At 69.1% G+C, this 24,141-nt stretch carries 25 protein-coding genes; 15 read left to right on the forward strand and 10 right to left on the reverse strand.

Going from position 1 to position 24,141, the window contains the following annotated elements; translation table 11 throughout:
• Positions 1–92 precede the first annotated feature (92 nt).
• On the reverse strand, positions 93–215 hold the full coding sequence (locus ABZ911_RS21575; protein WP_358058364.1) for a hypothetical protein: 123 nt from the start codon (positions 213–215) through the stop codon (positions 93–95).
• A gap of 651 nt (positions 216–866) precedes the next feature.
• On the reverse strand, positions 867–1,643 hold the full coding sequence (locus tag ABZ911_RS21580) for a GntR family transcriptional regulator (RefSeq protein ID WP_358058367.1): 777 nt from the start codon (positions 1,641–1,643) through the stop codon (positions 867–869).
• A gap of 173 nt (positions 1,644–1,816) precedes the next feature.
• Here ABZ911_RS21580 and ABZ911_RS21585 point away from each other — a divergent pair, with 173 nt between their 5' ends.
• From ABZ911_RS21585 to ABZ911_RS21605, 5 genes are all read left to right on the forward strand, one after another.
• Complete coding sequence (locus ABZ911_RS21585) at positions 1,817–2,089, forward strand: ATP-binding protein (protein WP_358058369.1); 273 nt, start codon at positions 1,817–1,819, stop codon at positions 2,087–2,089.
• Positions 2,086–2,358, forward strand: coding sequence for a hypothetical protein (locus ABZ911_RS21590; RefSeq protein ID WP_358058371.1), 273 nt, complete (start codon positions 2,086–2,088; stop codon positions 2,356–2,358). Before ABZ911_RS21585 ends, ABZ911_RS21590 begins: the two co-directional genes overlap by 4 nt.
• Before the next feature lie 350 nt (positions 2,359–2,708).
• Positions 2,709–2,903, forward strand: coding sequence for a hypothetical protein (locus ABZ911_RS21595; RefSeq protein WP_358058374.1), 195 nt, complete (start codon positions 2,709–2,711; stop codon positions 2,901–2,903).
• Between the two features lie 116 nt (positions 2,904–3,019).
• Entirely contained in the window at positions 3,020–3,934 is a 915-nt protein-coding gene (locus ABZ911_RS21600) for an HNH endonuclease (protein WP_358058377.1), read from the forward strand.
• A 222-nt stretch (positions 3,935–4,156) separates the two neighbouring features.
• A complete protein-coding gene (locus ABZ911_RS21605; protein WP_358058380.1) occupies positions 4,157–4,729 on the forward strand; it encodes an exonuclease in 573 nt (190 codons plus the stop codon).
• 98 nt (positions 4,730–4,827) lie between these two features.
• Here ABZ911_RS21605 and ABZ911_RS21610 read toward each other — a convergent pair whose 3' ends face one another.
• The 4 genes from ABZ911_RS21610 to ABZ911_RS21625 form a co-directional block, all read right to left on the reverse strand.
• Positions 4,828–6,834 (reverse strand): hypothetical protein, encoded by a 2,007-nt coding sequence (locus tag ABZ911_RS21610; protein WP_358058383.1) that lies wholly within the window; start codon positions 6,832–6,834, stop codon positions 4,828–4,830.
• 129 nt (positions 6,835–6,963) lie between these two features.
• Positions 6,964–7,422, reverse strand: coding sequence for an HD domain-containing protein (locus ABZ911_RS21615; protein WP_358058386.1), 459 nt, complete (start codon positions 7,420–7,422; stop codon positions 6,964–6,966).
• A gap of 166 nt (positions 7,423–7,588) precedes the next feature.
• Positions 7,589–8,824: an MFS transporter gene (locus tag ABZ911_RS21620; RefSeq protein WP_358058389.1), complete on the reverse strand. Its 1,236-nt coding sequence runs from the start codon at positions 8,822–8,824 to the stop codon at positions 7,589–7,591.
• A gap of 102 nt (positions 8,825–8,926) precedes the next feature.
• The gene (locus ABZ911_RS21625) at positions 8,927–9,910 is read right to left on the reverse strand and encodes a LacI family DNA-binding transcriptional regulator (RefSeq protein WP_358058392.1); all 984 of its coding nucleotides are present in this window, start codon (positions 9,908–9,910) and stop codon (positions 8,927–8,929) included.
• An 83-nt stretch (positions 9,911–9,993) separates the two neighbouring features.
• Here ABZ911_RS21625 and ABZ911_RS21630 point away from each other — a divergent pair, with 83 nt between their 5' ends.
• The 3 genes from ABZ911_RS21630 to ABZ911_RS21640 all read left to right on the forward strand — a co-directional run bounded on the left by ABZ911_RS21630 (position 9,994) and on the right by ABZ911_RS21640 (position 11,920).
• Positions 9,994–10,698: an alpha/beta fold hydrolase gene (locus ABZ911_RS21630; RefSeq protein ID WP_358058395.1), complete on the forward strand. Its 705-nt coding sequence runs from the start codon at positions 9,994–9,996 to the stop codon at positions 10,696–10,698.
• A gap of 143 nt (positions 10,699–10,841) precedes the next feature.
• Complete coding sequence (locus ABZ911_RS21635) at positions 10,842–11,303, forward strand: hypothetical protein (RefSeq protein ID WP_358058397.1); 462 nt, start codon at positions 10,842–10,844, stop codon at positions 11,301–11,303.
• Between the two features lie 101 nt (positions 11,304–11,404).
• Positions 11,405–11,920, forward strand: a complete 516-nt coding sequence (locus ABZ911_RS21640; RefSeq protein ID WP_358058400.1) for an NUDIX domain-containing protein — start codon at positions 11,405–11,407, stop codon at positions 11,918–11,920.
• Positions 11,921–12,132: 212 nt separating this feature from the next.
• Here ABZ911_RS21640 and ABZ911_RS21645 read toward each other — a convergent pair whose 3' ends face one another.
• Positions 12,133–12,873: an SDR family oxidoreductase gene (locus ABZ911_RS21645; protein WP_358058403.1), complete on the reverse strand. Its 741-nt coding sequence runs from the start codon at positions 12,871–12,873 to the stop codon at positions 12,133–12,135.
• 231 nt (positions 12,874–13,104) lie between these two features.
• Here ABZ911_RS21645 and ABZ911_RS21650 point away from each other — a divergent pair, with 231 nt between their 5' ends.
• Entirely contained in the window at positions 13,105–13,716 is a 612-nt protein-coding gene (locus ABZ911_RS21650; protein ID WP_358058847.1) for a helix-turn-helix domain-containing protein, read from the forward strand.
• A 65-nt stretch (positions 13,717–13,781) separates the two neighbouring features.
• Here the strand turns inward: ABZ911_RS21650 and ABZ911_RS21655 are convergent, their stop codons facing one another.
• A complete protein-coding gene (locus ABZ911_RS21655; RefSeq protein ID WP_358058406.1) occupies positions 13,782–14,624 on the reverse strand; it encodes a universal stress protein in 843 nt (280 codons plus the stop codon).
• 25 nt (positions 14,625–14,649) lie between these two features.
• Complete coding sequence (locus tag ABZ911_RS21660) at positions 14,650–14,883, reverse strand: glutaredoxin domain-containing protein (RefSeq protein WP_358058409.1); 234 nt, start codon at positions 14,881–14,883, stop codon at positions 14,650–14,652.
• 130 nt (positions 14,884–15,013) lie between these two features.
• Here ABZ911_RS21660 and ABZ911_RS21665 point away from each other — a divergent pair, with 130 nt between their 5' ends.
• The 5 genes from ABZ911_RS21665 to ABZ911_RS21685 are packed head-to-tail and all read left to right on the forward strand — an operon-like array spanning position 15,014 to position 22,148.
• Positions 15,014–16,636 carry an ABC transporter substrate-binding protein gene (locus ABZ911_RS21665; protein WP_358058412.1) on the forward strand — a complete coding sequence of 541 codons (1,623 nt, stop codon included), beginning with the start codon at positions 15,014–15,016 and terminating at the stop codon, positions 16,634–16,636.
• A complete protein-coding gene (locus ABZ911_RS21670; protein ID WP_358058415.1) occupies positions 16,633–18,510 on the forward strand; it encodes a S9 family peptidase in 1,878 nt (625 codons plus the stop codon). Before ABZ911_RS21665 ends, ABZ911_RS21670 begins: the two co-directional genes overlap by 4 nt.
• Complete coding sequence (locus tag ABZ911_RS21675; protein WP_358058418.1) at positions 18,510–19,472, forward strand: ABC transporter permease; 963 nt, start codon at positions 18,510–18,512, stop codon at positions 19,470–19,472. Before ABZ911_RS21670 ends, ABZ911_RS21675 begins: the two co-directional genes overlap by 1 nt.
• Positions 19,469–20,281 carry an ABC transporter permease gene (locus tag ABZ911_RS21680; RefSeq protein ID WP_358058421.1) on the forward strand — a complete coding sequence of 271 codons (813 nt, stop codon included), beginning with the start codon at positions 19,469–19,471 and terminating at the stop codon, positions 20,279–20,281. The genes ABZ911_RS21675 and ABZ911_RS21680 overlap by 4 nt, the downstream gene beginning before the upstream one ends.
• Before the next feature lies 1 nt (position 20,282).
• Positions 20,283–22,148 (forward strand): ABC transporter ATP-binding protein, encoded by a 1,866-nt coding sequence (locus ABZ911_RS21685; RefSeq protein ID WP_358058424.1) that lies wholly within the window; start codon positions 20,283–20,285, stop codon positions 22,146–22,148.
• Here ABZ911_RS21685 and ABZ911_RS21690 read toward each other — a convergent pair.
• Positions 22,088–22,681, reverse strand: coding sequence for an XRE family transcriptional regulator (locus ABZ911_RS21690; RefSeq protein WP_358058427.1), 594 nt, complete (start codon positions 22,679–22,681; stop codon positions 22,088–22,090). The genes ABZ911_RS21685 and ABZ911_RS21690 overlap by 61 nt on opposite strands.
• 131 nt (positions 22,682–22,812) lie before the next feature.
• Here ABZ911_RS21690 and ABZ911_RS21695 point away from each other — a divergent pair, with 131 nt between their 5' ends.
• Positions 22,813–24,075, forward strand: a complete 1,263-nt coding sequence (locus ABZ911_RS21695) for a YibE/F family protein (RefSeq protein ID WP_358058430.1) — start codon at positions 22,813–22,815, stop codon at positions 24,073–24,075.
• The last annotated feature ends 66 nt before the right edge of the window (positions 24,076–24,141 follow it).

The raw sequence follows: 24,141 nt of genomic DNA on the forward strand, positions 1-24,141 counted from the left end.
CCGTCTACCAGGAGCTCTGCTACGTCATGAGGGGAAAGCCGGACCCGCGATCATGTTGTGACCAGCCATCCGCCACCAGGGATGGAAAAGGCTCACTGCAAGCGCACGTCCATATAGTCAAGAGCGTCGAGGTCCCTCATCAGCCAGTCGTAGAGCGACCGGATCTCCTGTTCGGCAAAATCTCCACTCATGCGAAGGTTGACCGTTTCAGACATCACAATCCCACCAATCCCGCTATGAATCCGCTTTGCGGATGCTACCGCCACCCACCTCACATGGGCGTGCAAACGCAGGGAAAACGGGCACCTCGCGCGACCCTCTTGCCACCAACATTCACCCCACCGTCAATCGTGCACACACAAGAACACGAAGGGAAGGTCGATCCACGACCGTCTCCATATCCGATGACCAGGCAAGCTGCACAAGGGCCTGACGGACAGGTGGTGTGGGGCGGGCAGAAGCGCCGTGCACATCCCGCTGCTCAACGGTGGTGGCGAACTTCCCGTAGCTGCTGGACTATCAGGGCGAGCTGCTCCTAGACCTGCTTGCTGACCGCGCCAAGCGTCGCCTCCGCCTGGGCGAACAGCTCCATCGAGGTCTGCTTGAGCATGGCTGGCCTCCAGAGCGGTTTGCAGACCGACGACCTGTTCGGCAAGTGCCCTCACTCGGTGAGGGCGGCGGCGGTGTACTCCCGCTCAAGGCTGACGGCACGCACCTGTGCTTTTGCGCGCTCGGAGAGAAGAGGCTGGCCTCGGCCAAGGCCGGGCTGCTGCGGCAAGGGGCGGACATATGGCCCCCTGCCTGCTCGAAGATGTCAAGGGCCCGCTCAGCGGCCTCGACTTCCAGGCCCTCACCTACCACTATGCCTACTCGGCGTTAGCGATCCGCTCGCGTACTCGTTCGCCGTACAAAAGCTCATGGCGTTCCGCAGTGAGCACAATGTCGGCGGTCTCGACCGGACGGCCCGCCGAGTAGTAGGTGCGGGCGATCGCCAGCATGATGCTGCCCGGGCCCACTCGCAACGCTGCACATTCCTCGCTGGTGCCGAGCCGCGCTCTGACCTTCTCTGTGCATCCGTCAACCACGATGCCGATGGACATCATGCGGTCAATTACGCCGACCCTCGGCCCGTCCTCCGGCAGGACGACGGGCGTGCCGCGGGTGATAGCCAAGGGCTCCCAGGAAGCCGATAGCTCGGTGGGCTCGTCATCCGCAGTGAACACATAGTCGGTGCGGACAACGTCCTCCTCCTGCCCGGCCTCACCAAGTTGCAGGCGCTCGCGGATATGCTCGGGCGCCACGGCCGTGCGCGACTCGTACGACCAGGCGGCACGGCGTCCCTGATTTTCCATCTCAGCGCCGAAGGGCGACCCCGGAGAGTCGAGCCTGAGCGCGAACAACCGAGTCAAGGTGCGCGACTGCGGATGCTTGCGGACGTACGTACCGGATCCTGAGCGGGCCTCGGCGAGTCCCTCAGCGACGAGCACCTGCCCAACCCGGAGCGCCACCGTGTTGGAGACCCCGTAGTCCCGCATGATCTCCGGCCGTGATGGAAGTCGGGCGCCAGGAGGCAACTCGCCTCTCGCGATCTTCCGGCGGAGATCATCAACGATACGGAGATAGAGCGGGCGGTCATCGGTCACGCCAGATAGCTTGACAGGCTGTACCGGCAGCTTGCAAGCTAGCGCTATCACCTGCCACCTGTGCCTACAACTTAGGCGGCCCCATGTACGAACAGTCCTTGTCTCCGAGAAGGGACAGCCCCGCGGCAGCGGCCGTGTGGGCACGCGGCATAGCACTGGCTGAGCGACCCGAGGTGGCCGACCAGGCAGAGACGCTCGCCCGAAACCTTGTCTCCTGCGCAGTGAGCCGCACCCCCGCTGGCGGGCATATCAACGTCCGCATCGAAATCAGCGAATTTGGCCTACTCATCGAGGTGCGCGACCCCGCGGGCCTGGGCCAGTTCGATGGGGTCGAACTGGCCGAGGTGTCTTCCATCACCCTCAGCTTCGGCAGCAGCTGTGGGCCCGGCGGGCACATCCAGTGGGCAGAGCTGCGCGTGCCACAGCCGAGAGCAGCAACGGCATGAGCAACTGGTCCCCCAGTGCTCAGCCACTCGACCTCCTCGACATGCTCCGCACCACCTACTCCGGGTGGCAGATCTACTGCCACACCACCGGCCTCCGGGGCGCGGAACAGTGGAACGCCGCCCGTCGGGCCAAGGACACCGAGCAATCACAGCGAGCGGGGATCCTTCAGCACGTCGAAAAGGACTCCGGGCAGTTCCTCGCGGACGCTCTGGCCGAGCAGGTCATTTTGATCCACTCCAACGCGGCCGACCACTGGCCAACCCCGTGATCAGCCTGGCCGCTGTAGCAGCGCAGCGTCGGCCGGGCCCAGGCGGTGGCCCCGGACCGTACCTCGGGGCACGCGGGTCCACCTCGTCCAGCCCGCCGGCCAGCCCTGGCCCTGCCCGGACGGGCAGGGCCACCTAAGCCATCCGGGCCACTCCGGCGAGCGGATCGTTCCGTCACCCTGCCAGGCAACGAATGGAGTAGCCATGCACCGCCACGACCAGGCGCGCGAGCAGTTCGTCACGCGCCTACTGACCGTCCTCGCCGTGATCACGGTGATCGCCCTGACTGTTATCGCTATCCAGGCACTCACCGCCCTCTGAACCCGGCTTCCCACTGCTATCTGGAGACATCGTGCTCACGATCACATCGAGCTACGTCTACAGCGACAAGTCGTCTGTAGTCGCCGTCCGGATCGAGGACGACTACTGGGCGGTGTCCGACCAGCCGTCGCTGATCCTGAACGGCGGGGAGGCGTTCAGGCGGATCTGGGAAATCGAAATGCCGTTCTGGCGGGACTCCTATCCATTTGGACATCCGACGCCCTGACGCGAAGGCCCTCACCGAGTATCCGCCGGTGAGGGCCCTCCCACCCACGAGTTCGGGATGAACCCCACCACCGACCACTAGCGGAACCACCAGCGGCGGGTGTAGAACCACGGGTTATGATCATGCCGCTGGGTGGCGACCTGGACAGCCGCATACGAACAGCGGGCATGGCCTGGCTTCGACAACGTTGCACGCCCGAGAATCCCGTTATCCGACGTGGCGAGTTGCTCGACTTCAAGTTCGAGGGTCGGGCATTCCCGTTGATCGATAACCAGCTCGGAATCAGGAAACCGCAGGGGATGACTGCCGCCCTGTCGATCCTGACGACCTACACCTCTGACGGTGCCCGCGCGCCCTACGAGGACGCCGTAGGCGATGACGGCCTACTACGGTACAAGTTCCAGGGCAATCCCCAGCATTACACCAATGTCGGATTGAGGGTCGCCTTCGAGCACAAAGTTCCGCTGATGTGGTTCTTCGGCATCAAGCAGGGCCTATATCTACCATTCTTCCCGGTATGGATCGTTGCCATCGAGGCAGAACAGTCCCAGGTGGCCGTCGCACTCGACGAGGCCCAGCGGCATCTTCTGACGGAGGGCCCCGTAAGCCTGATCGAACGCCGCTACTCCGAGCGGATCACCCGACAGCGCCTGCATCAGCCGGTATTCCGTCAACGAGTGATCCAGGCGTATGAGAGTAGTTGCGCAATGTGTCACCTGCGGCACCGTGCTCTACTGGACGCTGCCCACATCATCCCTGACCGCGACGCTCGCGGTGTTCCGGCCATCTCCAACGGCTTGGCTCTCTGCAAGATCCATCACGCGGCGTACGATCAGAACATCCTCGGCATCCGCCCTGACTACGTCATCGAGGTACGTGAGGACATCTTGGAGGAGGTCGACGGGCCGATGCTCAAGCACGGGCTCCAAGCGATGCACGACCTCTCCCTCACGCTTCCTCGACGGCGCGCTGATCGCCCAGACCACGACCTTCTTGAAGAGCGCTACGAACGATTCCGCAGTGCGGTGTAGGACAGGAACGGGCTGGACCAGCCCAGTCTCGGCCCGTTCCTCGCCCTTCACTCTGTAGCGGTGGGCGGATGACGACTGGATGATCAGGCTGACCTGTGAAGGGGAGCTGCTGTCCGTTGATCAGGTGGAGGAGTTGCGGCGGCAGGTTCTGCGGGCGGCGGAGGAGGTTGGATACATGATCACCGATCAGGCGCCTCGGCCGGTCGGCGGGAGGCCTGTCGCATGAAGGATCTGTACTTTTCGGTTGATGTGGAGGCCGATGGGCCTGTGCCGGGGCCGTACTCGATGTTGAGTTTTGGGTTGGCGGTTGCTGGGGGGCATGACGGGAGTGCGTTCACGGCGGTTGATCCTGCGGAGAATACGTTCTATGCGGAGTTACGGCCGATCAGTGAGGAGTTCGTGCCTGAGGCGCTTGCGGTGAGTGGGCTGGATCGGGGGCGGCTGGCGCGCGAAGGTCAGGAGCCTGAGCGGGCGATGAATGCGGCGGTCAAGTGGATCACGGGTCAGGCCCAAGGGGCTTCGCCGGTGTTCGTGGCCTATCCGCTGGGGTTCGACTGGATGTGGATGTACTGGTATTTCGTGCGATACGCGGAGAAGGGTTCGCCGTTTGGGCATTCGCGGTGTCTAGATGTGAAGACGCTGTACGCCGCGAAGGCGGGGGCGCCCATCACCGGGGCAACGAAGCGGAGGATGCCGCGCCATCTGCTGTCCGCGCGGCCGCACACTCACAATGCCCTGGACGACGCCATCGAGCAGGCTGAACTCTTTCAGCGGATCATGCAGTGGAAGCCCTGATCGGACGGCATAGCGGACTCGCCGATCGCGGAATCCAGAACCGTGGCCCACGACCATCGAGAGCGGTGGGCCACGGTTGGATCAGCTGGTCACCGGCTTCAGGGCTTGCGTCTCTTGTTGCGGCGGCCTCGGGAGCCGGGTGCCGGGGTGGGTACGCGGCGAAGGCGGTGGGTGCGGGATCGCAGTGGTTCGGCTACCAGGGTGCGCAGTTCCGCCATGGGCACCTCGGCGGGATGGCCGGAGTTCAGGACCTGTTCGATCAGGTGGAGGGCGTCCTTGCCGGTCATCGCGGTGACCTGCTCGATGACGTCCTCCGGGCCGCCGAGTTCCAGGAGGGCCAGGAGTCCTTCGGCCATCAGGAGCAGTTGTTCGTCGGCGGTGAGGTCGCGGGGGGCCAGCGTTCCGTCGTCGAGAAGGGCGGTCACGGCGAGGGGGCCCAGTGCCGGATCGTGACGGAGTCCGAGGAGCATCGCCTGGCCGCCGTCGGCGCGCGACTGCGCCAGGATGTTGAGCATGGCCGCCGCTCGCGTCCGGAACGGGCTGGCCCGTACCGCGTCCAGCAGCATCCCGAAGTCCTCCCCATGGGTTGCCAGCCAGCCTTCGAGTTCGGCGGTGCCGGTCTCGGGGGTGTAGTGCTGGGCGAGTACGCCGAGCAGTTCGGCTGGTTGGGCGTCGGCCAGTTCGCCGACCAGGGGGACGTCTCGGCCCTCAGCGAGCATCCGTTCCCGTACGGCGCGCAGGCCCAGGGGAGTCAGGTGTACCAGCTGGCCCGGTTCGGCCAGGAGTGGGAGGAGGCGGGCGCAGGCTTCGGGGGGCAGCGGCTGTTCCTCGTCGTCGAGGTCGCTGGAGTACAGCTCGTCCGCCAGGCCGTGGCTCAGCTCCACGGCGCCGAGGTCGGCCAGGATCTCGAACGCCGTGACCAGGTCCTGGTCGACTTCCTGCCGCCAGTGCTGCTGCTGGAGGTCGTCCTCGTCGAGGTCGAACGGGAAGTACTCGAGGCAGGCCAGCCATACGCTCTCCTGCAGGCGGGCCATGGGCATGGGGCTCGGCATGCCGTACACGCTGTTCAGCGCGTCGGGCAGCACTTCCTCGAACATTTCGGCGAGCATCGAGACTTCGATCCACGACGAGGCGGGCGCGCCGATCGTCAAGCCCAGGTCGAAGTACGTCTCGAAGGCGCGGCGCCACAGGGCCTCGGGGTCCCGCAGCAGTGGTACGGCCTTGGCGGTGCGGAACAGGCGTCCCTTGCTCAGCCGTATTAGACGTGCCTTTTTCGCCCAGGTGAGCAGGAGGTGTACCTGGCGTAGTTCGGTCGAGCTGCGTGCCTTGAGTTCCTGTTCGCCGGTGCCGAGCAGTGCGGCCAGTTCACGGGCGTCGGCCAGTCGCAGGTTTCCGGCTGTGGTGAGCGGGCGGCCGTCGGCTCCGACCCAGTCGGCGAGTACGGCGAGTCGCCGGACCGTCTCGCTTCTGGACGCCGCCTCGGCGAGCTCCGCCGGGGGCGGAAGGATCAGCGGAGGTTGTGAGAAGGCTCGTTCCTCGTCGGGTCCGGGGGCGGTGAACTGGGCCATCACCAGTTGGTTGACCAGCTCGGCGTCGTACGGGATCCGCCCGGCGTCGACGTCTCGCTGGAACTTGGCCAGCGCTTTGGGGCTGGTGAGGTCGACGCCCTGGCCGAGCGCGGTCTGCGCCCAGAACTTTCCGAGGCCCTGCCGGAGCGGGTCCGCCAGCGCGGCGGGGTAGTCCGTCTCCGCCTCCGCCACGGCCTTTTCGAGTTCCGCGAGGGTGGCGCCGCGAGGGTCGCGCAGTCCTGAGGCGGCCAGGTAGCGCAGCAGCGTCCGCAGGGTTTCGGGCGCGGCGCGGAGGATGTCCTGGTTGGCCACGACGTACCGGGGAGCCCATTCCAGGAGGAAGCGTCGCACCTGTGTGCGATCCCAGTACGCCAGCCGCCCGTCAAGGCTGCGGTGCCGCGAGTCCAGTGCCGCCGAGAGCATCACCTCTTCGGCTCGTACGCCCTGCTCGTCGGCCCAGGTCAGGCAGCGGCGAATCAGCAGGTCCTTGGCCGCTTCGAACTCTTCGGCCTCTTCCGGGTCGAAGTGGGTCCTCATCGTGTGCTCCTCAGGTCGGCGAGGAGTGTGCCGCTCCTCTCCAGTCGACGCGGGGTCGGTTCCGTCAGAAAACTATCTCTTCGCACCAGACGCTGTACGGGTGTTCCAGCGTGCCAGAGCCCGCGACTGTCACGAAGTCGGACGTTCAGGCTGGTACTCGTCCAGGAGGCGGAGGCTGTCGCCGTACTTCCTTCGCAGCCGGGCGGCCGTCGGTTCGTCCAGCATTCCGAGGCGGGCCGGGTCACTGTTGTCGGCGATGTCGGCACGCTTGACGACCATAGCGATGGGGTTGCCGGCCGCGCGGGCCATACTCGCCGCCAGCGGTTCTCCAGAGTGTTTCGTCAGTGCCTGAACGGCCGCGATCACCCGCTCAGGACAACCGGCCGCCCTGAGCTCGGCCACCGTGAGATCGGTGTCCTCGAGTACGTCATGGAGGACCGCCGCCATCCGCGCGTACTCGCCCGAGACCCTGCCCATCACACGAAGCGGGTGCTCGATGTACGGCCGGCCGGCCTTGTCCACCTGCCCCTGGTGAGCCTCGGCCGCAAGGGCGATCGCGTCGTCAACGGTGAAACGGGTGCCGGTCATGGCCTCAGTATCTTCCGGCAAACGGGGACTCCGATTGTAACGGCTGATGCGCGAAGAGCTACGGGCATTTGCCGAACAACAGGCCGAATGGTCGCGGGAAGTACGAGGACGAGCTTGAGGAAGCTGCGCGGCGGATCATTGAGGAGTTGCGTGCGCGGTGGGGTGGTTAGCGGACGCCTCTGATTTTGAGGACTCCGGTTACTCCGAGTAGGGAGATCGCGATGCCTACCGCGAACAGTGTCGGGTAGCCGCCCAGGGTGACCACCAGGGCCGCGATCGAGGGGGCGACGATCTGGGGGCCGGCGTTGGCGATGTTGATGACGCCCATGTCCTTGCCGACCTCCTCGGGGTTCGGCAGCACCTTGGTCACCAGTGCCATGTCCACCGCCATGAAGATGCCGAACGCGATCCCGTGCACCACGTTGTAGATCACCATGCCGCCGAAGGTCGGCATGAGCAGCGGTATGCCCAGGCTGACCGCGGACGCGAGCCCGGCGATCAGCACGAACAGCTTGAACCTGCCGATCCGATCCGAAAGCGGCCCCACGACCAGCACCGCGAGTAAGGTCGCCACCTGCCCGACGAGCATCAGCAGGCCCATCTTCGCGATCACCTGATCCTTCGGGATCTTGATGAAGTCCTCAAGCAGGAACAGGTTGAACGTGAAGATGACGAAGTAGCCGAGCATCACGCCGAAGCGCGAGACGAAGGCCCACCGGAAGTCGTGGGTCTTCAGCGGACGCCAGAACCCGGCGAGGAACTCCCCCAGGTGGAACGGCTGCCGCGGCAGATCCACCGACGACCGGTCCGGCGAGGCGAACACGAGGAGCAGCGCGGCGACCAGCAGTACCGCGATGACGACGTAGTACGCACCCCCCTGCGCGAGCTGCGGAAAGACGATGAACATGATCGACGAGGTGATGATCGCGAGCGGTGTGCCCAGGCCGAAGAGTCCGGAGAAGGTGCCGTACCTGTCGGCTGGTACCCGGTCGGGCAGGATGGCTGTCATCGCCGCCTGGTAGCCGTTCATGATGGTCTGTACGACGGCCCAGCTGATGCCCAGCATGAGCACACTGCCCACCCCGGCCTGCGCCAGAAGTGCGACCGCCCCGATCAGTACGCATCCGAGGATCCACGGTGACCGCCGCCCGTACCGGGAGCGGGTCCGGTCGGAGATCTGGCCGAAGATCGGGTTGGCGAGGGTGGCCATGAGCGGGCCGATGGAGTTGGCCAGGCCGAGCGCGGCTACGTCGTTGGTGCCGGTGATCCGCTGTACGTGGACGGGCAGGACGAAGGCGCCCACGGTCATCCACAGGAACATGACGGCGACGTTGGCGAGCGGCAGCGTCAGGTAGAGGGGGCCGAGTCTGGGTCCGACGGCGACCGCGGGGGTTTGGGCCATGAGAGACCTCCGAAACAATCTGATGATACGTATCACCATCGATTGATCTGGAGGCTATGCGCCCCTCCGGAAACCGGCAAGGGACCATGTCCAATTTGTGATCTACGCGGTCTCCCTGACCACCACGCGCGGTACGTAGCCGCTCAGCACGACCCCGGGCCCGGCCGCGCGCTCCCCCCGGACGATCTCGTCGATCATGGCGATCAGCTCGCCGGGCGTCGTGGTCGAGTCGGCGCGCACGCTGGTCAGCCTGGGCCGCATCAGCCCGGCGATGACCAGGTCGTCGGCCCCGACGACGGCGATGTCCTCGGGCACCCGTACCCCGGCGTCATGCAGCGCGCTGATGACGAGCATCGCGTACTCGTCGTTGTAGGCGAACAGGCCGTCGGGCAGGTCGGTGCGACTGGCGAAGCGCGCCGCCTCCTCCTCGGAGAAGGCCAGGTCGATCCGCTCCGCGCCGGGCGCCACCCGGCACACGCCGCGCCACCGGCCGACGCCCATCCGGTCGATGCCCCGCTCGCGCGGCACGACGGCGGCCAGCCGGGTACGGCCCCGCGACACCAGGTGCTCGGCCGCGCACGCGCCGAGGGCCTCGTGGTCGTACATCAGGACCGGGACGAGGGGCGAAGGGCGTTCGGCGCTGAGCCCGATGACGGCCTTCACGCCGGAGGATTTGAGCAGGTCGACGGCCGGTCTGGTGAGCCTGTCCACTTCGGCGAGCACGGCGACCGGCCGGAGTTCGGCCCAGGACCTGGCGGCGGCGGCGCCCTTCAGGCGGCGTTCGCCGTACTGGACGAGGGTGTAGCCGCGCTCGCGCAGGGCTTCTTCCATCGCGTCGAGCAGGTTCTGGGCCAGTCTGCCGGTTCTGGCCTGGGAGAGCGGGAGCAGGACCAGGCCGCTGTGGCCGGTGCGCAGGGCTCGGGCGCTGGCGTGCGGGACGTAGCCGAGGCGGGCGGCGGCCTCCTTGACGCGTTCGCGGGTCTCGTCGCCGACTCGCGCACCGGGGCTGTCGTTGAGCACGTAGGAGACCGTCGCCTGGGAGACCCCTGCCGCGCGCGCGACATCGACACTGGTCGGCGGCTTCACATTGATTCCCGCTCTCTTGTCTGGACCTGTCGTCGCATGTTATCAACTGCTTATACGTATAATCGATCAGTGGAGTGAGTCGCATGCAGTTGCACATCCGCGAGTGGGGTCCGCAGACGGGCAAGGTCGCCGTGCTGATCCACGGCATCATGGCCGACTCCCGGTGCTGGTGGCGGGTCGGGCCGCACCTCGCCTCGCTGGGGTACCGCGTCGTCGCCGTGGATCTTCCGGGGCATGGGCGGTCGGCGCGCGCCGAGGCGTACTCGCCGGAGCTCTTCGCCGCCTCGGTGCTGGAGTCCGTGCCCGCCGCACCCGAGCTGGCCATCGGCCACTCGCTCGGCGGGCTGACGCTGGCCGTGGCGGTCGAGCGGCTGAGGCCGGGGCGGGCGATCTACTCGGATCCGGCCTTCCGGCTGCCGCGCCTGGAGGGCGGCACGCCGATGACCGACCTGATGGCGCAGTTCAAGGAGGCGACGGTCGAGCAGGTGGCGGCGATGCACCCGGGCTGGTCCGCGGAGGAGAACGCGGTCGAGGTCGAGATGCTCGAACTATGGGACCCGCGCACCGCGCTGTCCCTGAGCGAGATCGTCGGCTCCGACCACACCCCCGAACCGGTCGTGCCCTCGCTGGTCCAGCTCGCCGACCCGAGCTTCCTCGTCTCCCCCGAGTACGCCGAGGAGCTCGCGGCCAAGGGCTTCGAGGTACGCGTCGTCAAGGGCGCCGAGCACACCATCCACCGCCACCTGTTCGAGGACTTCCTGACCGGCCTCGACGGCTGGATCGATTAGTAGCTCAGCCCGTACCCGAACGGGAAGTGCGGGTCCTCGCCGTCCTTCTGCGGGCCGCCGCCGGGTAGTGCTTGGTCATGCAGGCGACGCTGTGCTTGCCGAGCCGTACGCCCTGGAAGCCCCGGATGATGTCACACTGCGGGATGAGCAGCCGCTTTCGCGATCCGGGCACCACCTGGCTCGACCTGCTGAACGATGATGTCCTGGTCCGCTGCCCGGTCTGCGACCGCCTCGCCAAGGTCGTCGTCACTCCCGGCGAACCGCGCCCCGGGCCCTTCGTCGCGCACCGACTGATCTGCCCGGCCTGCGGCCACACGCGGGACTGGGCTTCGGATCGGATCACCCGCCACGACGACGGCCGCGACCCGTACTTCGGGCTACCGCTGTGGTTGCGGAGACCCTGCGCCGGCCATCTGCTCTGGGCGTACGGCGAGCGCCACCTGGACCTCCTCGACGACTTCGTCCGCGCCCGCCTCAGAGAACGAGACCGCCCACCCGGCACCCCGAGCAGCATGGCCGAACGCCTCCCGGCCTGGATACAGTCCGCCCACCACCGCGGCGACATCCTCCACGCCATCGAGCACCTCCGACGGATACTCCCATGATCCGAGCCATCGAGCACCCCCTTGATCCGAACCATCGGGCGCCTCCGACGGTTACTTCCTTGATCGGCAAGCTTGGGGGAATGCGATCTATGCTCGCCGCTATGCCCGATGCCACTCCTCGTCCCTCCGCTCGCGTCCTGCTCGTCGACGATCAAGAGCGGATCTTGCTGTATCGCGGCCTCAGCCCGACGAAGAACCCCGACTACGCCTGGTTCACCCCGGGCGGCGGCGTCCAGAACGGCGAGGCGCTGAGCGTCGCCGCTTCCCGGGAACTACGCGAGGAGACCGGGTACGAGGCCGCCCCGGACGCCTTCGGACCGGTCGTCGCCTTCAGCTCCGGCCTGTGGCGCCACAGCGACGGCACCCTGTTCCGCGCCGACGACTCGTTCTTCCTCCTCCGCGTACCCGCCTTCGACATCGACATCTCCGGCATGGAGGACTTCGAACTCTCCCTCCTGGACACCCACCACTGGTGGCCCCTCCCCGACCTCGACACCACCAACGAACGCGTCATCCCTCTCCACCTGGCCACACTCGTGAGGCGCCTGCTGAGCGACGGCATCCCACGCGAACCGATCGTCCTGCCCTGGCACCGCACAGACGCAGGCGACCACTGATCCATCTCAAGCAGGCAGAACGCCAGGAGTGCCACTCGCCCCGCCCACGCGACTCGGCATTATCGCTTCAATGTCCACAGAACAAGCCATATGGCCAATTAAAGTCTTTTGTCGACAATGCGGCATTCCATCGCTCACCAAGAGTCATTTCTGTATCGATTGAAAATTGCCTGATGTGCTGATCTTCTGAAAGCACTTAGCCTGCCTTGTCCCTAGGCGGTGGTACCGGCGTCCACCGTGATGGCCGCCCCAGTGATGTTGCGCCCGGTCGGGCCGGCCAAGTGGAGGACGGTGGCGGCGATGTCCGCAGGGGCGCAGTAGCGGTTCAGGGCCGTGTAGCGGCGTTCCTCGTCGGCTTCGGGGGCGGCGGCCGGGTTCATGTCGGTGTCGGTGGAGCCCGGGTGGACCAGGTTGGCGGTGATGCCGAGTGGGCCGAGGTCTCGGGCCAGGCCCTTGGTGAGGCCGATCAGGGCCGACTTGCTCATCGCGTAGAGGGTCCAGCCCGGGTACGGCACGCGCTCGGCCAGGCTGCTCCCGATGTTGATGATTCTGCCCCCTTCCGTCATGTGCCGGACGGCGGCCTGGGCCAGGAGGAAGGACGCGCGGGCGTGGATGGCGAGCGTGCGATCGACCTCCTCCAGCGTGACCTCCTCCAGGGGGCCGTACACGGCGATGCCCGCGTTGTTGACCAGGATGTCGATCCGGCTGAGCGCCGAGACCGTGCCTTCCACTACAGCCCGGAGCGCGTCCGCGTCCGTGGCCTCCGCCTGTACGGCGAGCGCGCGACCGCCTGCCGCTTCGATCGCCTCGACCACTGACTGCGCGTGGTCCTTCGCGGTGGCGTACGTGATCGCCACGTCGGCGCCCGCGCCCGCGAGTTCCCTGGCGATCGCGGCCCCGATGCCGCGACTGCCGCCGGTGACCAGCGCGACTTTGCCGGTGAGCTGTCCCATGTCGACCTCCATTAACGGAATGCGTTCCGGTTAATCTAAACGGAATGCGCTCCGCTTCGCAAGATGGGAGCCTCGGAGGCGCAGAAGGTGCGGGGGCGTGGGTGCGGGGGTGTGGGGCGCAAGGGTGTGGCGCGAAGCGCGGAGGTGTGGCGTGAAGCTCGGAGGGGCCGGACGGAGGGAGGTGCGGGACGGAAGGGGAAGGGAGGGTTGCTTGGATAGGGTTGGTGGGTGATGGAGGGGCGGGAGTCGCTGGTTCGAGCTGGTCAGGGGCGGGGGGAGCGGGCTGATGCCGCGCGGAACCGGGCGAAGATTCTGGCTGCCGCTGCGGAGATCATCGCGAGTCGAGGTATTGACGCCCTCACGATGGCTGAGGTGGCCGCTGCCTCTGGGGTAGGCGTCGGCACGCTGTACAGGCGGTTCGGTGACCGTTCCGGTCTCGCCTATGCGTTGATCGACCAGCGGGAGCGGGAGTTTCAGGCGGCGTTCATCGACGGGCCGGCCCCTCTCGGCCCCGGAGCGCCACCGGCGGCCCGCGTCCGGGCGTTTCTGCACGCGTTGGCCGACCGTACCGTCGCCCAGCTCGACCTGTTGCTGATGGCCGAGACCGCGACTCCGTTCGCCCGCTTCGGCGGTGCCTACGACGCCTATCATCACCACCTGACGACCTTGATCACCCAGGCACGGGGACAGGAGGGGGACGCCGTCTTCCTGGCCGATGCGCTGCTCGCTCCGCTGGCCGCCAACCTGGTGGCTTACCGGCTGGAAGAGCTGGGGCCCGATCGCATCAAGGCCGGTCTCGACAGACTCCTGACCGGCCTGGAATCCAGTCAAGACGTGTCTTGACCAGCCTGGAATCACGGGGTGCGAGGTAGGGGGTTTCGATGGCGTCCCCGGGCAGGCGGCAAGGCTCAGGTGCGGGCGACGATCAGGGGGCAGGTCGCGTACTGGAGCATGGCGTGGCTGACCGAGCCGAGGAGCATCCCGGTCAGGCCGCCTCTCCCCCGCGAGCCGACGACCAGCAGGTCGGCCCCCTCAGAGGCCTGCCTGAGCACCTCGACCGGATGCCCCTGTACGGCTTCCTCCACGACCTTGAGCCCGGGGTGGCGTTCCCGTACGACCGCCACCGCCTCCTTGAGGACCACGCCCACGTCGGAGGCGGGGCCGCCGGGCGGGAGGAGCGTCCAGGCGTGGACGACGCGCAGGGCGGCTCCGCGCAGTTCGGCCTCGGCGACGGCGAGTTCAATGACTCCGGCGCTCGCGGGGGAGCCATCCACCCCGACCACCACCTCGCCCTTGAGCAGGGCCGGTTGTTCGCGTACGACGGCGACGTGCGAGGGGGCGTGGCTCGCGACGCCGTACGCCACGGAGCCCAGCAGCAGGCCGCGGAATCCGCCGAGCCCGTGGTTGCCGACGACCAGGAGTTCCGCCTCCCGCGCGGCGACGATCAGCGCCTCGCGCGGGTCGCCGGGCAGTAGGGCGGAGTCGACGGCGAGGTCGGGCGCCTCGTGGCGGGCCCGGTCGACGCCGGCGGCCAGGACGGTGGTGCCGCCTTCGCGCATCCAGCGGCCCACCTCGGCCAGGCGGCCGGATTCGACGGGCTCGCTGGCCCAGGCCGCCATGGCATGGACCACGCGCAGCGTGCTGCCCCGCAGGTGCGCCTCCCGGGCCGCCCAGCCTGCGGCTTCCAGCCCCGTGCGCGAACCATCGACTCCGACCACGATCATGACGCCCCCTGAATCCTGTTTCGTCATGTCAAAAATCCCCCCTTTAGGGATATCAACACCCTAGACGCGCCTGAACCTCCTGCACGCTGGGGTTCACCAGTGCCCCGCCGTCCGGAAAGACGACCGTGGGGATGAGCCAGGAGCCGCCGTTCAGTTCGCTGATGAGTTCGACCGCGCCGGGGGTCTGGTCCACGTCGATCTCGGTGTAGGGGATGTCGGCCCTGCTGAGCTGGCCTTTGAGGCGCTGGCAGTGGCCGCACCAGGGGGCGCTATAGACAGTAATCATGTGTTTCCCATCCGAAAGGTGGGTTTGACCGTCGCCCAACCCAGCGAATACTCTCATGTGCCACTTGGATATTACCGGTAGACGTTGCAGGTGGGGCGGGCTAACCGGTCGCAAGAAAGTAGGTCCCACGGTGGCCGATGCCCCTATTGCCCGGCGTTCCTTCCTACGCTCCACGGCCGTCGCCGGAGCGCTGATCGCCTTCTCCGGCACCCTGTCCGCCTGCTCCTCCGACGAGGCGCCCAAGCCGGGCGCGACCAGGACCGCCGACGTGCTCAGGGTCGCGCTGCCCTCCTCCATCAGCTCGCTGGATGCGAGCAAGGAGGCGGGCATCATGAACTACGTCGTCGCCCTGCTCTGCCAGGAGGCGCTGGTCGGCGTGGGCCAGGACGGCAGCCTCCAGCCGTCCCTGGCCGAGTCCTGGACCAGGAAGGACAACACGACCTACGTCTACAAGCTGCGCGCGGGCGTGACGTTCTCCGACGGCAGCGCGCTGACCGCCGAGGACGTGGTCGCCAGCCTCGACCTGCACGCGAAGAAGGGCTCCGCCACCGCGTTCGCCTACGCCTACGCCAACGTCGACAGCGTCGAGGCGACCGGCGCCGACGAGGTCACCATCAAGCTCAAGCAGCCGGACGCCTCCTTCTCGTGGACGCCGTCCCCCGGGACGCTGCTGGTGATGAGCAAGAAGTTCATCGAGAGCACCGGCGAGAACATCGGCACCCCGGCGGGCAAGATCCTCGGCACCGGGCCGTACAAGGTGGTCGACTTCGCCCCCGACTCGCACGTGACGTTGGAGCGCAACGACGCCTGGTGGGGCGGCAAGGCGCCGTTCCGGCAGATCAAGTTCGACTTCATCCCGGAGGAGTCGACGCGGCTGCTGGCCATGCGGAGCGGATCGATCGACGTCGCGCTGAACGTGCCCGCCGAGCAGATCGACCAGTGGAAGGGCGTCAGCGGCGTGGACGTGCGCGCCGCCGCCGACCGCTCGCTGGTCACACTCGCCTTCAACACCTCGAAGAAGCCCTGGAACGACATCCACGTCCGCAAGGCGGTCGCGCACGCGATCGACCGCGAAGGCATCGTCAAGAGCGTGCTGCGCGGCCACGGCCAGGTCGCCGTCAGCATCCCCGATCCGGTCCAGTGGGGCGGGGTGCTCGGCGAGGCCGAGGTGCAGAGCCTGTACACGAGCATCCCGCAGTACGGCTTCGACCTCGCCAAGGCCAAGGCCGAGCTGGCCCAGTCGGCCACCCCGCAGGGCTTCAGCGACGTGCTCACCTACCCGAGCAGCGGCCCGCAGATCGGCCGCGCCGCACTCACCCTGGCGCAGAACCTCAAGACCATCGGGATCAACCTGGAGGTCAAGGAGGTGCCGCTGGAGCAGTGGATCGCCGAACTCGGCAACCACTCCGGGGGCATCGCCGTGGGCTGGTACTTCGCCACGACCGGCGACCCGTCGGAGTACATCCAGCAGCTCCTGCACGGCGGCGCGGCCGGCAAGAACGGCACCAACATCGCCGAGTACGACAACGCCGAGGTGACCAAGCTGCTGGACGACGCCAAGGCGGGCACCGACGACGCGGCACGGGGCAAGCTGCTCGGCGAGGCGCTGGTCAGGTCGGCGGCGGACGTGCCGTACCAGCCGCTGTGGTGGGGTGAGGCGGCGACCGCCTTCGGGCCCGGCGTGACCACCGGCGACTTCGGCCCCTACTTCTTCGTCGGTCCGTGGGCGGCGAAGGTGACCGTCCGCTCATGAGGCCGCTCGACGTTCACGACGCGCTGGCGGGGATGCGGGTACCGGAGTGGGTGTCCCTGCATCCTGACGGGGACCGGGTCGCCTGCGTCCTTCCTCTCGCGGGTGCGGGACCCCGCGCGCACGTGCTCGACCTCGCCGATGGGCGGGCGGAACCGCTCGCCGCCGGGCCCGGGGAGTGGCACGCGCTGACCCGGTGGCTGCCCGACGGGCGGCTGCTGCTCGCCTCGGGCAGCGGGTCCGACCTGGATCACGTCGAGCTGCGCGACGGCCTCGACGTCGTCTGGCGGACGCACGCGGGCGGCGAGATCGAGGACCTCGTCCCCGACGCGGACGGGACGGTGCTGCTGCGGCTGGCCGACCCCGGCAGCGAACGCGACGGCAGCCACCTGGCGCTGCGGGTCAACGACCCGAGCGACCCGTTCGTCCGCACCCCTGGCGGGCGGCTGCGGCGCCTGGCCTGGGCCAGGATCGGCGACGCCCGGCCCCGGGCCATCCCGCTCGACGGGCTGACCGCCTGGGACGCCGACTGGCGCGACAAGCGGGTGCTGGCGGTGACCTCGGCCGACGAGACCGCGGCCGGTTTCTACCACCCCCGCCTCGACCTGGTCGACCCGCTCACCGGCGAGATCAGGACCCTGTACACCACGCGGTGGCAGCTCAACCGGCCCAAACTGGCCCCAGGCGGGCGGGCCGCGGTCGTGCTCGAAGGGCTGTCGATCGTCTCGGGCGTGATCCTGTACGCCGATCTGGTCACCGGCGAGGTGAGACGGCTGGGCGAGCTGGACGACGTCACCGACCTCGGCTGGCTCGACGAGCGGACGCTGTGGTTCACCGGCTGGTCGGGTACCGGCGTGCACGGCGGCGTCGTGGACGCCGACGGCCGGGTCCTGCACCGCTGGAGCGGGCAGGGCGCGCTGGGCGGGCCGGGTGCGCAGCCCTCGCTGTCGCTCGACCGGACCGGCACGCTGGCCGCCTCCTCGTGGGAGACGGCCGATCATCCGCCCGAGGTGGCGGTCGCGGTGCTGGCCGAGGGCGGCTGGCGGCAGGTCAGCGCGCTCAACACGGAACTGGCGGCGCTGGCCGTACGGCAGGAGGAGGTTTCCTGGACTGGGCCCGGCGGGCTCGAAGTGCGTGGGCTGCTGCTGCATCGTGACGGGGACGTGTGCCCGCAGCCGCTGGTCGTGATCGCGCATGGCGGGCCGACCTGGTTGTGGTCGAGCGCGTTCGCGCCCGCCGAGTCCGACCAGGTGGCGCTGCCGCTGGTGCACGCGGGCGCGGCCGTGCTGCTGCCGAACCCGCGCGGCAGCAGCGGGCGCGGCCAGGAGTACGCCAGAGGCGTCATCGGCCAGGTCGGCGAGGCCGACCTCGGGGACGTGCTGGCCGGGGTGGAGCACCTCGTCGAGGCCGGGATCGCCGACCCGGGACGGCTCGCGATCATGGGGCTGAGCTACGGCGGCTACCTGACCGCGTGGGCGACGACCAGGACCGACCGGTTCAGGGCGGCCGTGGTGATGTCGGGGGTGAGCGACTGGCTGAGCTTCTGCACCGCCAGCAACCTCGGCGGCGGCTTCGACCCCCTCTACCACGCGGGCGCCGACCCGGCCACGGCCGAGGGACGCGAGTTCCTGGCCGCCAGATCGCCGGTCTACCACGCCGCAGACGCCGGGACGCCGACGCTGATCCTGCACGGCGAACTCGACCGGACGACCCCGGCCGGACAGGCCGAACAGCTCTATCGTGCCTGGTCAACGGCCGGAGTGGACACCCAACTGGTCGTCTACCCTCGTGAGGGACACGAACTGATGGAGGACGCGCACCGCAGGGACGCCGCCGAGCGCGTGATCACCTGGCTGGTCCGGAACGGGGTGCTCTGATGGCGCGGTGGGGATGGGCGTCGTTCCTGCTGCGCCGGCTCACTGGCACCTTCGTCGTCGTGGTCCTGCTGTCCGTCGGCGTGTTCGGCCTGCTCTACCTCGCGCCGGGCTCGATCCAGCAGACCCTGCTCGGCACCCGCCCCGCCACCCCGGAGACCATCGCCGCGATCCAGGCCAGGTACCACCTCAACGACCCGGTGGCCGTGCAGTACCTGCGGTGGCTCGGCGGGGCCGTCAGCGGCGACCTCGGCGTGTCCATCAGGACCGGGATGCCCGTCTCCGGCATGCTCGGCGGCCGCCTGTCCCTCACCCTGGCCCTGACCGGGTACGGCACGCTGCTCGCCGCCCTGGTCGGCATCCCGCTCGGCATCGTCGGCGCGCTGCGCCAGGGCAGGACCGCCGACCGCCTGGTGGTGACCGCCGGTGTGGTGGGGCTCAGCGCCCCGCCGTTCGCCGCCGGGCTGCTCCTGCTCGTGGTGTTCACCGGCGACCTCGGCTGGTTCCCCGGCTACGGCGCGGGCGAGGGATTCGCCGACACCCTCTGGCACCTCACCCTGCCCGCGGTCGCGCTCGCGGCCGGAGCGGTGGGCCTGCTGATCAGGTTCACCAGGGCCGCGCTGGTGCGCGAACTCGACCAGGACTACGTCGTGTTCGCCAGGGCCCGCGGCCTGGGCGCCCCGCTCGTCCTCTGGTACGCCATGCGCAACTCGCTGGTGCCGATCCTCACCGCGACCGGGCTGATCGTGACCGGCATGCTGGTCGGGACCGTCCTGGTCGAGGTGACGTTCGCGCTGCCCGGCCTGGGGTCGCTGCTGGTCGACTCGGTCACCTTCAAGGACGTGCCGGTCGTGCAGGCGCTCGCGTTGCTGCTCACCCTGCTCATCGCCGCCGTCAACCTGCTCGTCGACCTCGGCTACTCGGCCGTCGACCCCCGGGTACGACTCGGCGGGAGGACCTCGTGAAGACACCCCCGCTCACGGTCACGCTCGCCCTCGCGGTGCTCGCCCTGGTGACGGTCGCCGCCGCGTTCGCCCCTTGGCTGGTGCCCGGCGCCACCGACCAGGACCTGATGACCGGCATCACCGGACCGGGTCCCGGCCATCCGCTCGGCACCGACGACCTGGGCCGCGACGTGCTGCAACTGCTGGTCGCAGGCGCCCGTACGGCGGTGCCCGGCGCGCTCGCGGTCGCCGCCGGCTCGATGCTGATCGGCAACCTCGTCGGCCTGCCTGCCGGGTACCTCGGCGGCTGGGTGGACTCGCTGGCCATGCGCTGGGCCGACCTGATGTTCTCGCTGCCCGCCCTGCTCGTCGCCATCGTGGTCGCGGGCGTCCTCGGCGGCGGCTACGGCCTGGCCATCGCGGTGCTCGTGGTGCTGTTCGCGCCCACCGACGCCAGGGTGGTGCGCGGCGCCGTACTGGAGCAGCGCCACCGCCCCTACGTCGAGGCGGCGCTGCTGAAGAACCTGCCCGCCTGGCGGATCATGACCGGGATCATCTGGCCGAACATCGCCCCCGTCGCGCTGGCCAGCGCCTTCCTCAACTTCGCGTTCGCGCTGGTCTCGCTGTCGTCGCTGTCGTTCCTCGGCCTGGGCGTGCCCGTGGGCTCGCCCGACTGGGGCCGGACACTGGCCGACAATCGCACCCAGTTGCTGACCAATCCCTGGGCCGTCATCGCGCCCGGCCTCGCCATCATCGCCACCGCGGCCGCGCTGAACCTCGTGGGCGACTGGCTGCAGCAGAGCGTCGACAGACGCGGAAGGGCACGCTGACATGCTCCTCGTCGAAGATCTCGCGGTACGGCAGCCGTCGAGCGGACGCACCCTGCTGTCGGAGGTGGGTTTCGAGGTCGCGCCGGGCGAGTCGGTGGCGATCGTGGGCGAGTCCGGGTCCGGCAAGTCGCTGACCGTGCGCGCGATGCTCGGGCTGCTGCCCCCGGGGCTGGAGGCGTCCGGGCGGGTGCGCGTGGCGGGTACGCGGGTGGACGACGACCCGGCGGCCCGGCGGCGGCAGCGCGGCGGGGTGGTGTCGCTGCTCATGCAGGACCCGTTCACGCTGCTCAACCCGTTGCGCAAGGCGGGCAGGCAGATCGCCGACGGGCTGCCGTCCGGAGCGGATGCCAAGAGCGAGGTGGCCAGGCTGCTGGCCGAGGTGGGGCTGCCCGCGGACACGGCGGGACGCTACCCGTTCCAGCTCTCCGGGGGCATGCGGCAGCGGGTCGGGTTGGCCGCCGCGCTGGCTGGCGGGCCGCAGGTGCTGGTGGCCGACGAGCCGACGACCGCGCTGGACGCCACCACGCAGCGGGAGGTGCTGGCGCTCATCCGGCGGATCCAGCACGAGCGGGACATGGCGTTCGTGCTGATCACGCATGATCTGCGGCTGGCGTTCTCGATGTGCGACCGGATCGTGGTGATGTACGCGGGGCGGATCGTGGAGACCGGGCGGGCGGCCGAGCTGCGGCGGGAGCAGTTCCATCCGTACACGCGGGCGCTGCTGGCGGCGGAGCCTCCCGCCGATCGGCGGCTGGCGTCGATTCCGGCCGTGCCCGGCTCGGTTCCGGCGCACGACGCGGTCACCGGCCGGTGCGCCTTCGCCGACCGGTGTGCGCTGGTGCTGCCTGGCTGTCGGGAGAGTGTGCCGGAGTTGCGCGCCATGTTCCCGGGTGGCTCGCGTGAGCTGGGTGCCGATTCTTCTGGTTTGGCGCTAGCCGTACAGGATGGGCGGTTTTCGGCGTGTCTGCGGGCGGCGGAGTTGCCGCCGCCGCCCGCGCCCGAGCCTGGGATCGTGGTGCCCGCGCCCGCGTCGGCCGCGCCGGTGCTGGAGGTTCGGGAGCTGCGCAAGTCCTTCGGCGGGGCCGGGCGGCCCGCGCTGGCGGGGGTGAGCCTGAGCATCGCGCCGGGTGAGGCGGTGGCCGTGGTGGGCGAGTCCGGGTCGGGCAAGACGACGCTGGCCAGGTGCGTGGCGGGGCTGGAGCGGCCCGACTCGGGGACGATCCTGCTCGGCGGCGCCGACTGCTCGGACTACACGCGAATGTCCCGCCAGGCTGTACGGCAGGCCCGGCAGACCGCCCAGATGATCTTCCAGGATCCGTACTCGACGCTCAGCCCGGTCCGGACCATCGGCGCCACCCTCAAGGAGGCGCTGCGCGCCGATGGCCGTCCGGCGGGCAAGGCGGACGTGGCCAGGCTGCTGGAGTCGGTCGGGCTGGACGCCGGCCTGGCGGGCATGCGGCCCTCCGGCCTGTCCGGCGGCGAGCGGCAGCGGGTGGCGATCGCCCGCGCGGTGACCGGCGAGCCCAGGCTGCTGATCTGCGACGAGCCGGTGGCCGCGCTGGACGTCTCGGTCCAGGCCCAGGTGCTCGGCCTGCTCGCCGAGCTGAAGGAGCGGCTGTCGATGGCGATGCTGTTCATCACCCACGACCTGGCCGTGGTCCGGCAGGTCGCCGACCGGGTGTACGTGCTCAGGTCGGGCGAGTGCGTGGAGAGCGGCCCGGTGGACGGCGTGCTCGACGCGCCCGCCGACGGCTACACGCGGGCGCTGCTGGCCAGCGTGCCCGACGGCTCGAACGCCTGGCTGGCTCAGCCGTCGGAGAAGGAGATCAGCGTCAGCACCCTGCAAGGGGCCGAGCCGGTGGAGTAGACGTGGTCGCACTCGGCCGCGAAACGCAGCGCGTCGCCCTCGGCCAGCGTCACCGACCACTTCCCCGTCTCGACGGTGACCTCACCGGAGACGACGTAGGCGTGCTCGACCGAGCCCCGGCCGTGCGCGGTCTTGGCGCTGCGGGTGCCGGGCGGCAGCACGCCCTCGGTCAGCTCGAAGCGCCGCCGGTCGGGGGCGTCGAACAGGGTGCGCACGGTGGTGTCGCCCACCACCATCGGCACCCCGTCCCCCCTGCGGATCACCTCGGGCCCCGACGGCTGGACGCGGGTCAGGTCGGCGAAGGTCAGGTCGAGCGAGGCCGACAACCGCGACAGCACCTCGACCGTCGGGTTGGCCACGCCGCGCTCGATCTGCGAGATGAGCGCCTTGCTCACGCCGGTCAGCTCGGCCAGCTCGCGCACGCTCAGCCCACGAGCCAGGCGGGTACCGCGCAGGTTGCCGGCGATCGCCCCGCGCACCCCGCCCGCCTGCGCGGAGGTCACCTCCACGACGGTCGGCTTCTCGTGCTGCACCTCGGTCCTCTCTGTGGCCTGTGCCTCCCATCATGCAGGATGCGGGAGACAGGCGGACCAGCTCGACGACCTGCTACCGGTAGCCGCGAGGGCGCGTAAGATCCGGCATGCCATGAGGAGACCCCGCTGACATGGGAGCCGGACACACGCACGGCCCCGCCGCCCCCAGCCCGCGCCGCACGGTCCTGGCCACCCTGGGGGTGATCGTCCCCCTCGCGGTGGCCACCCTCGTGGCGCTGATCTGGATGTGGCCCGCCAGTCCCGAACCCGCGCCCCAGCCCTCCGGCGGGCTACAGCGGCTGACCGGGACGATCGCCCACATCACCCTGAAACCGTGCCCCACCCCGCCGCCCGAGGACGGGGTCGCGGCCGGGGAGCAGCCCCCTCCCGACCCTGAGACCTGCGGCGACGCCAAAGTCCAGCTGACCAGCGGCCCGCACACCGGACGGCATGTGGTCACCGGGCTGCCGAGCGGGCCCGGCGCGCAGAAGTTCGCCGACGGGGACGACGTGCTGCTGATCTACGCCGAGGAGGAGACGCTCGACGCGCCGCCGTACCGGATCTCCGACCACGACCGGACCTCGCCGCTCTGGCTGGCCGGGGCGGCGTTCGCGCTGGCGGTGATCGCGTTCGGCCGCTGGCGGGGGCTGACCGCGCTGGTCGGGCTGGCCATCACGTTCGTGCTGCTGCTGATGTTCGTCATCCCCGCGATCCTGGCCGGGCAGCCGCCGCTGCTGGTGGCCATCGTGGGGGCGGCCGGGATCATGCTCTCGGTGCTGTACCTGACCCACGGGTTCACCGTGACCACCTCCGTGGCCATCATCGGGACACTGACCAGCCTCGCGCTCACCGGGCTGCTGTCCTACCTGGCCATCGACCTCGTACAGCTCAACGGGATCACCGACGAGAGCTCCTTCTACCTGGACACCAGCTACCGGATCAACACCCAGGGGCTGCTACTGGCCAGCATCCTCATCGGGACACTCGGCGTGCTCGACGACGTGACCGTCACCCAGTCGGTGACCGTGGCCGAACTCGCGCACGCCAACCCCGGGTACACCTTCAGGCAGCTCTACCGGGCGGCGGCGCGGGTCGGGCGGGCGCACATCGCCTCGGTGATCAACACGATCATCCTCGCGTACGCCGGGGCCTCGCTTCCCCTGCTGCTGCTGATCAGCGTGGGCGACCAGGGACTCGGCGAGATCCTGGGCACTCCCGTACTGGCCCAGGAGATCGTCCGCAGCGTCGTCGGCACCCTCGGCCTCATCGCCGCCGTCCCCATCACCACCGCCCTCGCCGCCCTGACCAGCACCCGGAACACCCCACCCGCCCCCCGAAGATCCCGCCACCGCCGCCCGATCGACGACCACCTGGAACGACACCCAACCCCTTGACGGCGATCGGCTCAGCCTGTGGGTGGCGGCCTGGAGCGTCTGGGGTGGGCACGACCGCCTGACTGT

Source organism: Nonomuraea sp. NPDC046570 (genome assembly GCF_040645915.1).
Taxonomy (GTDB): Bacteria; Actinomycetota; Actinomycetes; order Streptosporangiales; family Streptosporangiaceae; genus Nonomuraea.

Coding starts and splice junctions, on each gene's coding strand:
- ABZ911_RS21575 (WP_358058364.1), bottom strand. CDS start 215: ATGTCTGAAACGGTCAACCTTCGCATGAGTGGAGATTTTGCCGAACAG.
- ABZ911_RS21590 (WP_358058371.1), top strand. CDS start 2,086: ATGAGCAACTGGTCCCCCAGTGCTCAGCCACTCGACCTCCTCGACATG.
- ABZ911_RS21600 (WP_358058377.1), top strand. CDS start 3,020: ATGATCATGCCGCTGGGTGGCGACCTGGACAGCCGCATACGAACAGCG.
- ABZ911_RS21605 (WP_358058380.1), top strand. CDS start 4,157: ATGAAGGATCTGTACTTTTCGGTTGATGTGGAGGCCGATGGGCCTGTG.
- ABZ911_RS21610 (WP_358058383.1), bottom strand. CDS start 6,834: ATGAGGACCCACTTCGACCCGGAAGAGGCCGAAGAGTTCGAAGCGGCC.
- ABZ911_RS21615 (WP_358058386.1), bottom strand. CDS start 7,422: ATGACCGGCACCCGTTTCACCGTTGACGACGCGATCGCCCTTGCGGCC.
- ABZ911_RS21620 (WP_358058389.1), bottom strand. CDS start 8,824: ATGGCCCAAACCCCCGCGGTCGCCGTCGGACCCAGACTCGGCCCCCTC.
- ABZ911_RS21630 (WP_358058395.1), top strand. CDS start 9,994: ATGCAGTTGCACATCCGCGAGTGGGGTCCGCAGACGGGCAAGGTCGCC.
- ABZ911_RS21635 (WP_358058397.1), top strand. CDS start 10,842: ATGAGCAGCCGCTTTCGCGATCCGGGCACCACCTGGCTCGACCTGCTG.
- ABZ911_RS21640 (WP_358058400.1), top strand. CDS start 11,405: ATGCCCGATGCCACTCCTCGTCCCTCCGCTCGCGTCCTGCTCGTCGAC.
- ABZ911_RS21645 (WP_358058403.1), bottom strand. CDS start 12,873: ATGGGACAGCTCACCGGCAAAGTCGCGCTGGTCACCGGCGGCAGTCGC.
- ABZ911_RS21650 (WP_358058847.1), top strand. CDS start 13,105: ATGGAGGGGCGGGAGTCGCTGGTTCGAGCTGGTCAGGGGCGGGGGGAG.
- ABZ911_RS21655 (WP_358058406.1), bottom strand. CDS start 14,624: ATGACGAAACAGGATTCAGGGGGCGTCATGATCGTGGTCGGAGTCGAT.
- ABZ911_RS21660 (WP_358058409.1), bottom strand. CDS start 14,883: ATGATTACTGTCTATAGCGCCCCCTGGTGCGGCCACTGCCAGCGCCTC.
- ABZ911_RS21670 (WP_358058415.1), top strand. CDS start 16,633: ATGAGGCCGCTCGACGTTCACGACGCGCTGGCGGGGATGCGGGTACCG.
- ABZ911_RS21675 (WP_358058418.1), top strand. CDS start 18,510: ATGGCGCGGTGGGGATGGGCGTCGTTCCTGCTGCGCCGGCTCACTGGC.
- ABZ911_RS21685 (WP_358058424.1), top strand. CDS start 20,283: ATGCTCCTCGTCGAAGATCTCGCGGTACGGCAGCCGTCGAGCGGACGC.
- ABZ911_RS21695 (WP_358058430.1), top strand. CDS start 22,813: ATGGGAGCCGGACACACGCACGGCCCCGCCGCCCCCAGCCCGCGCCGC.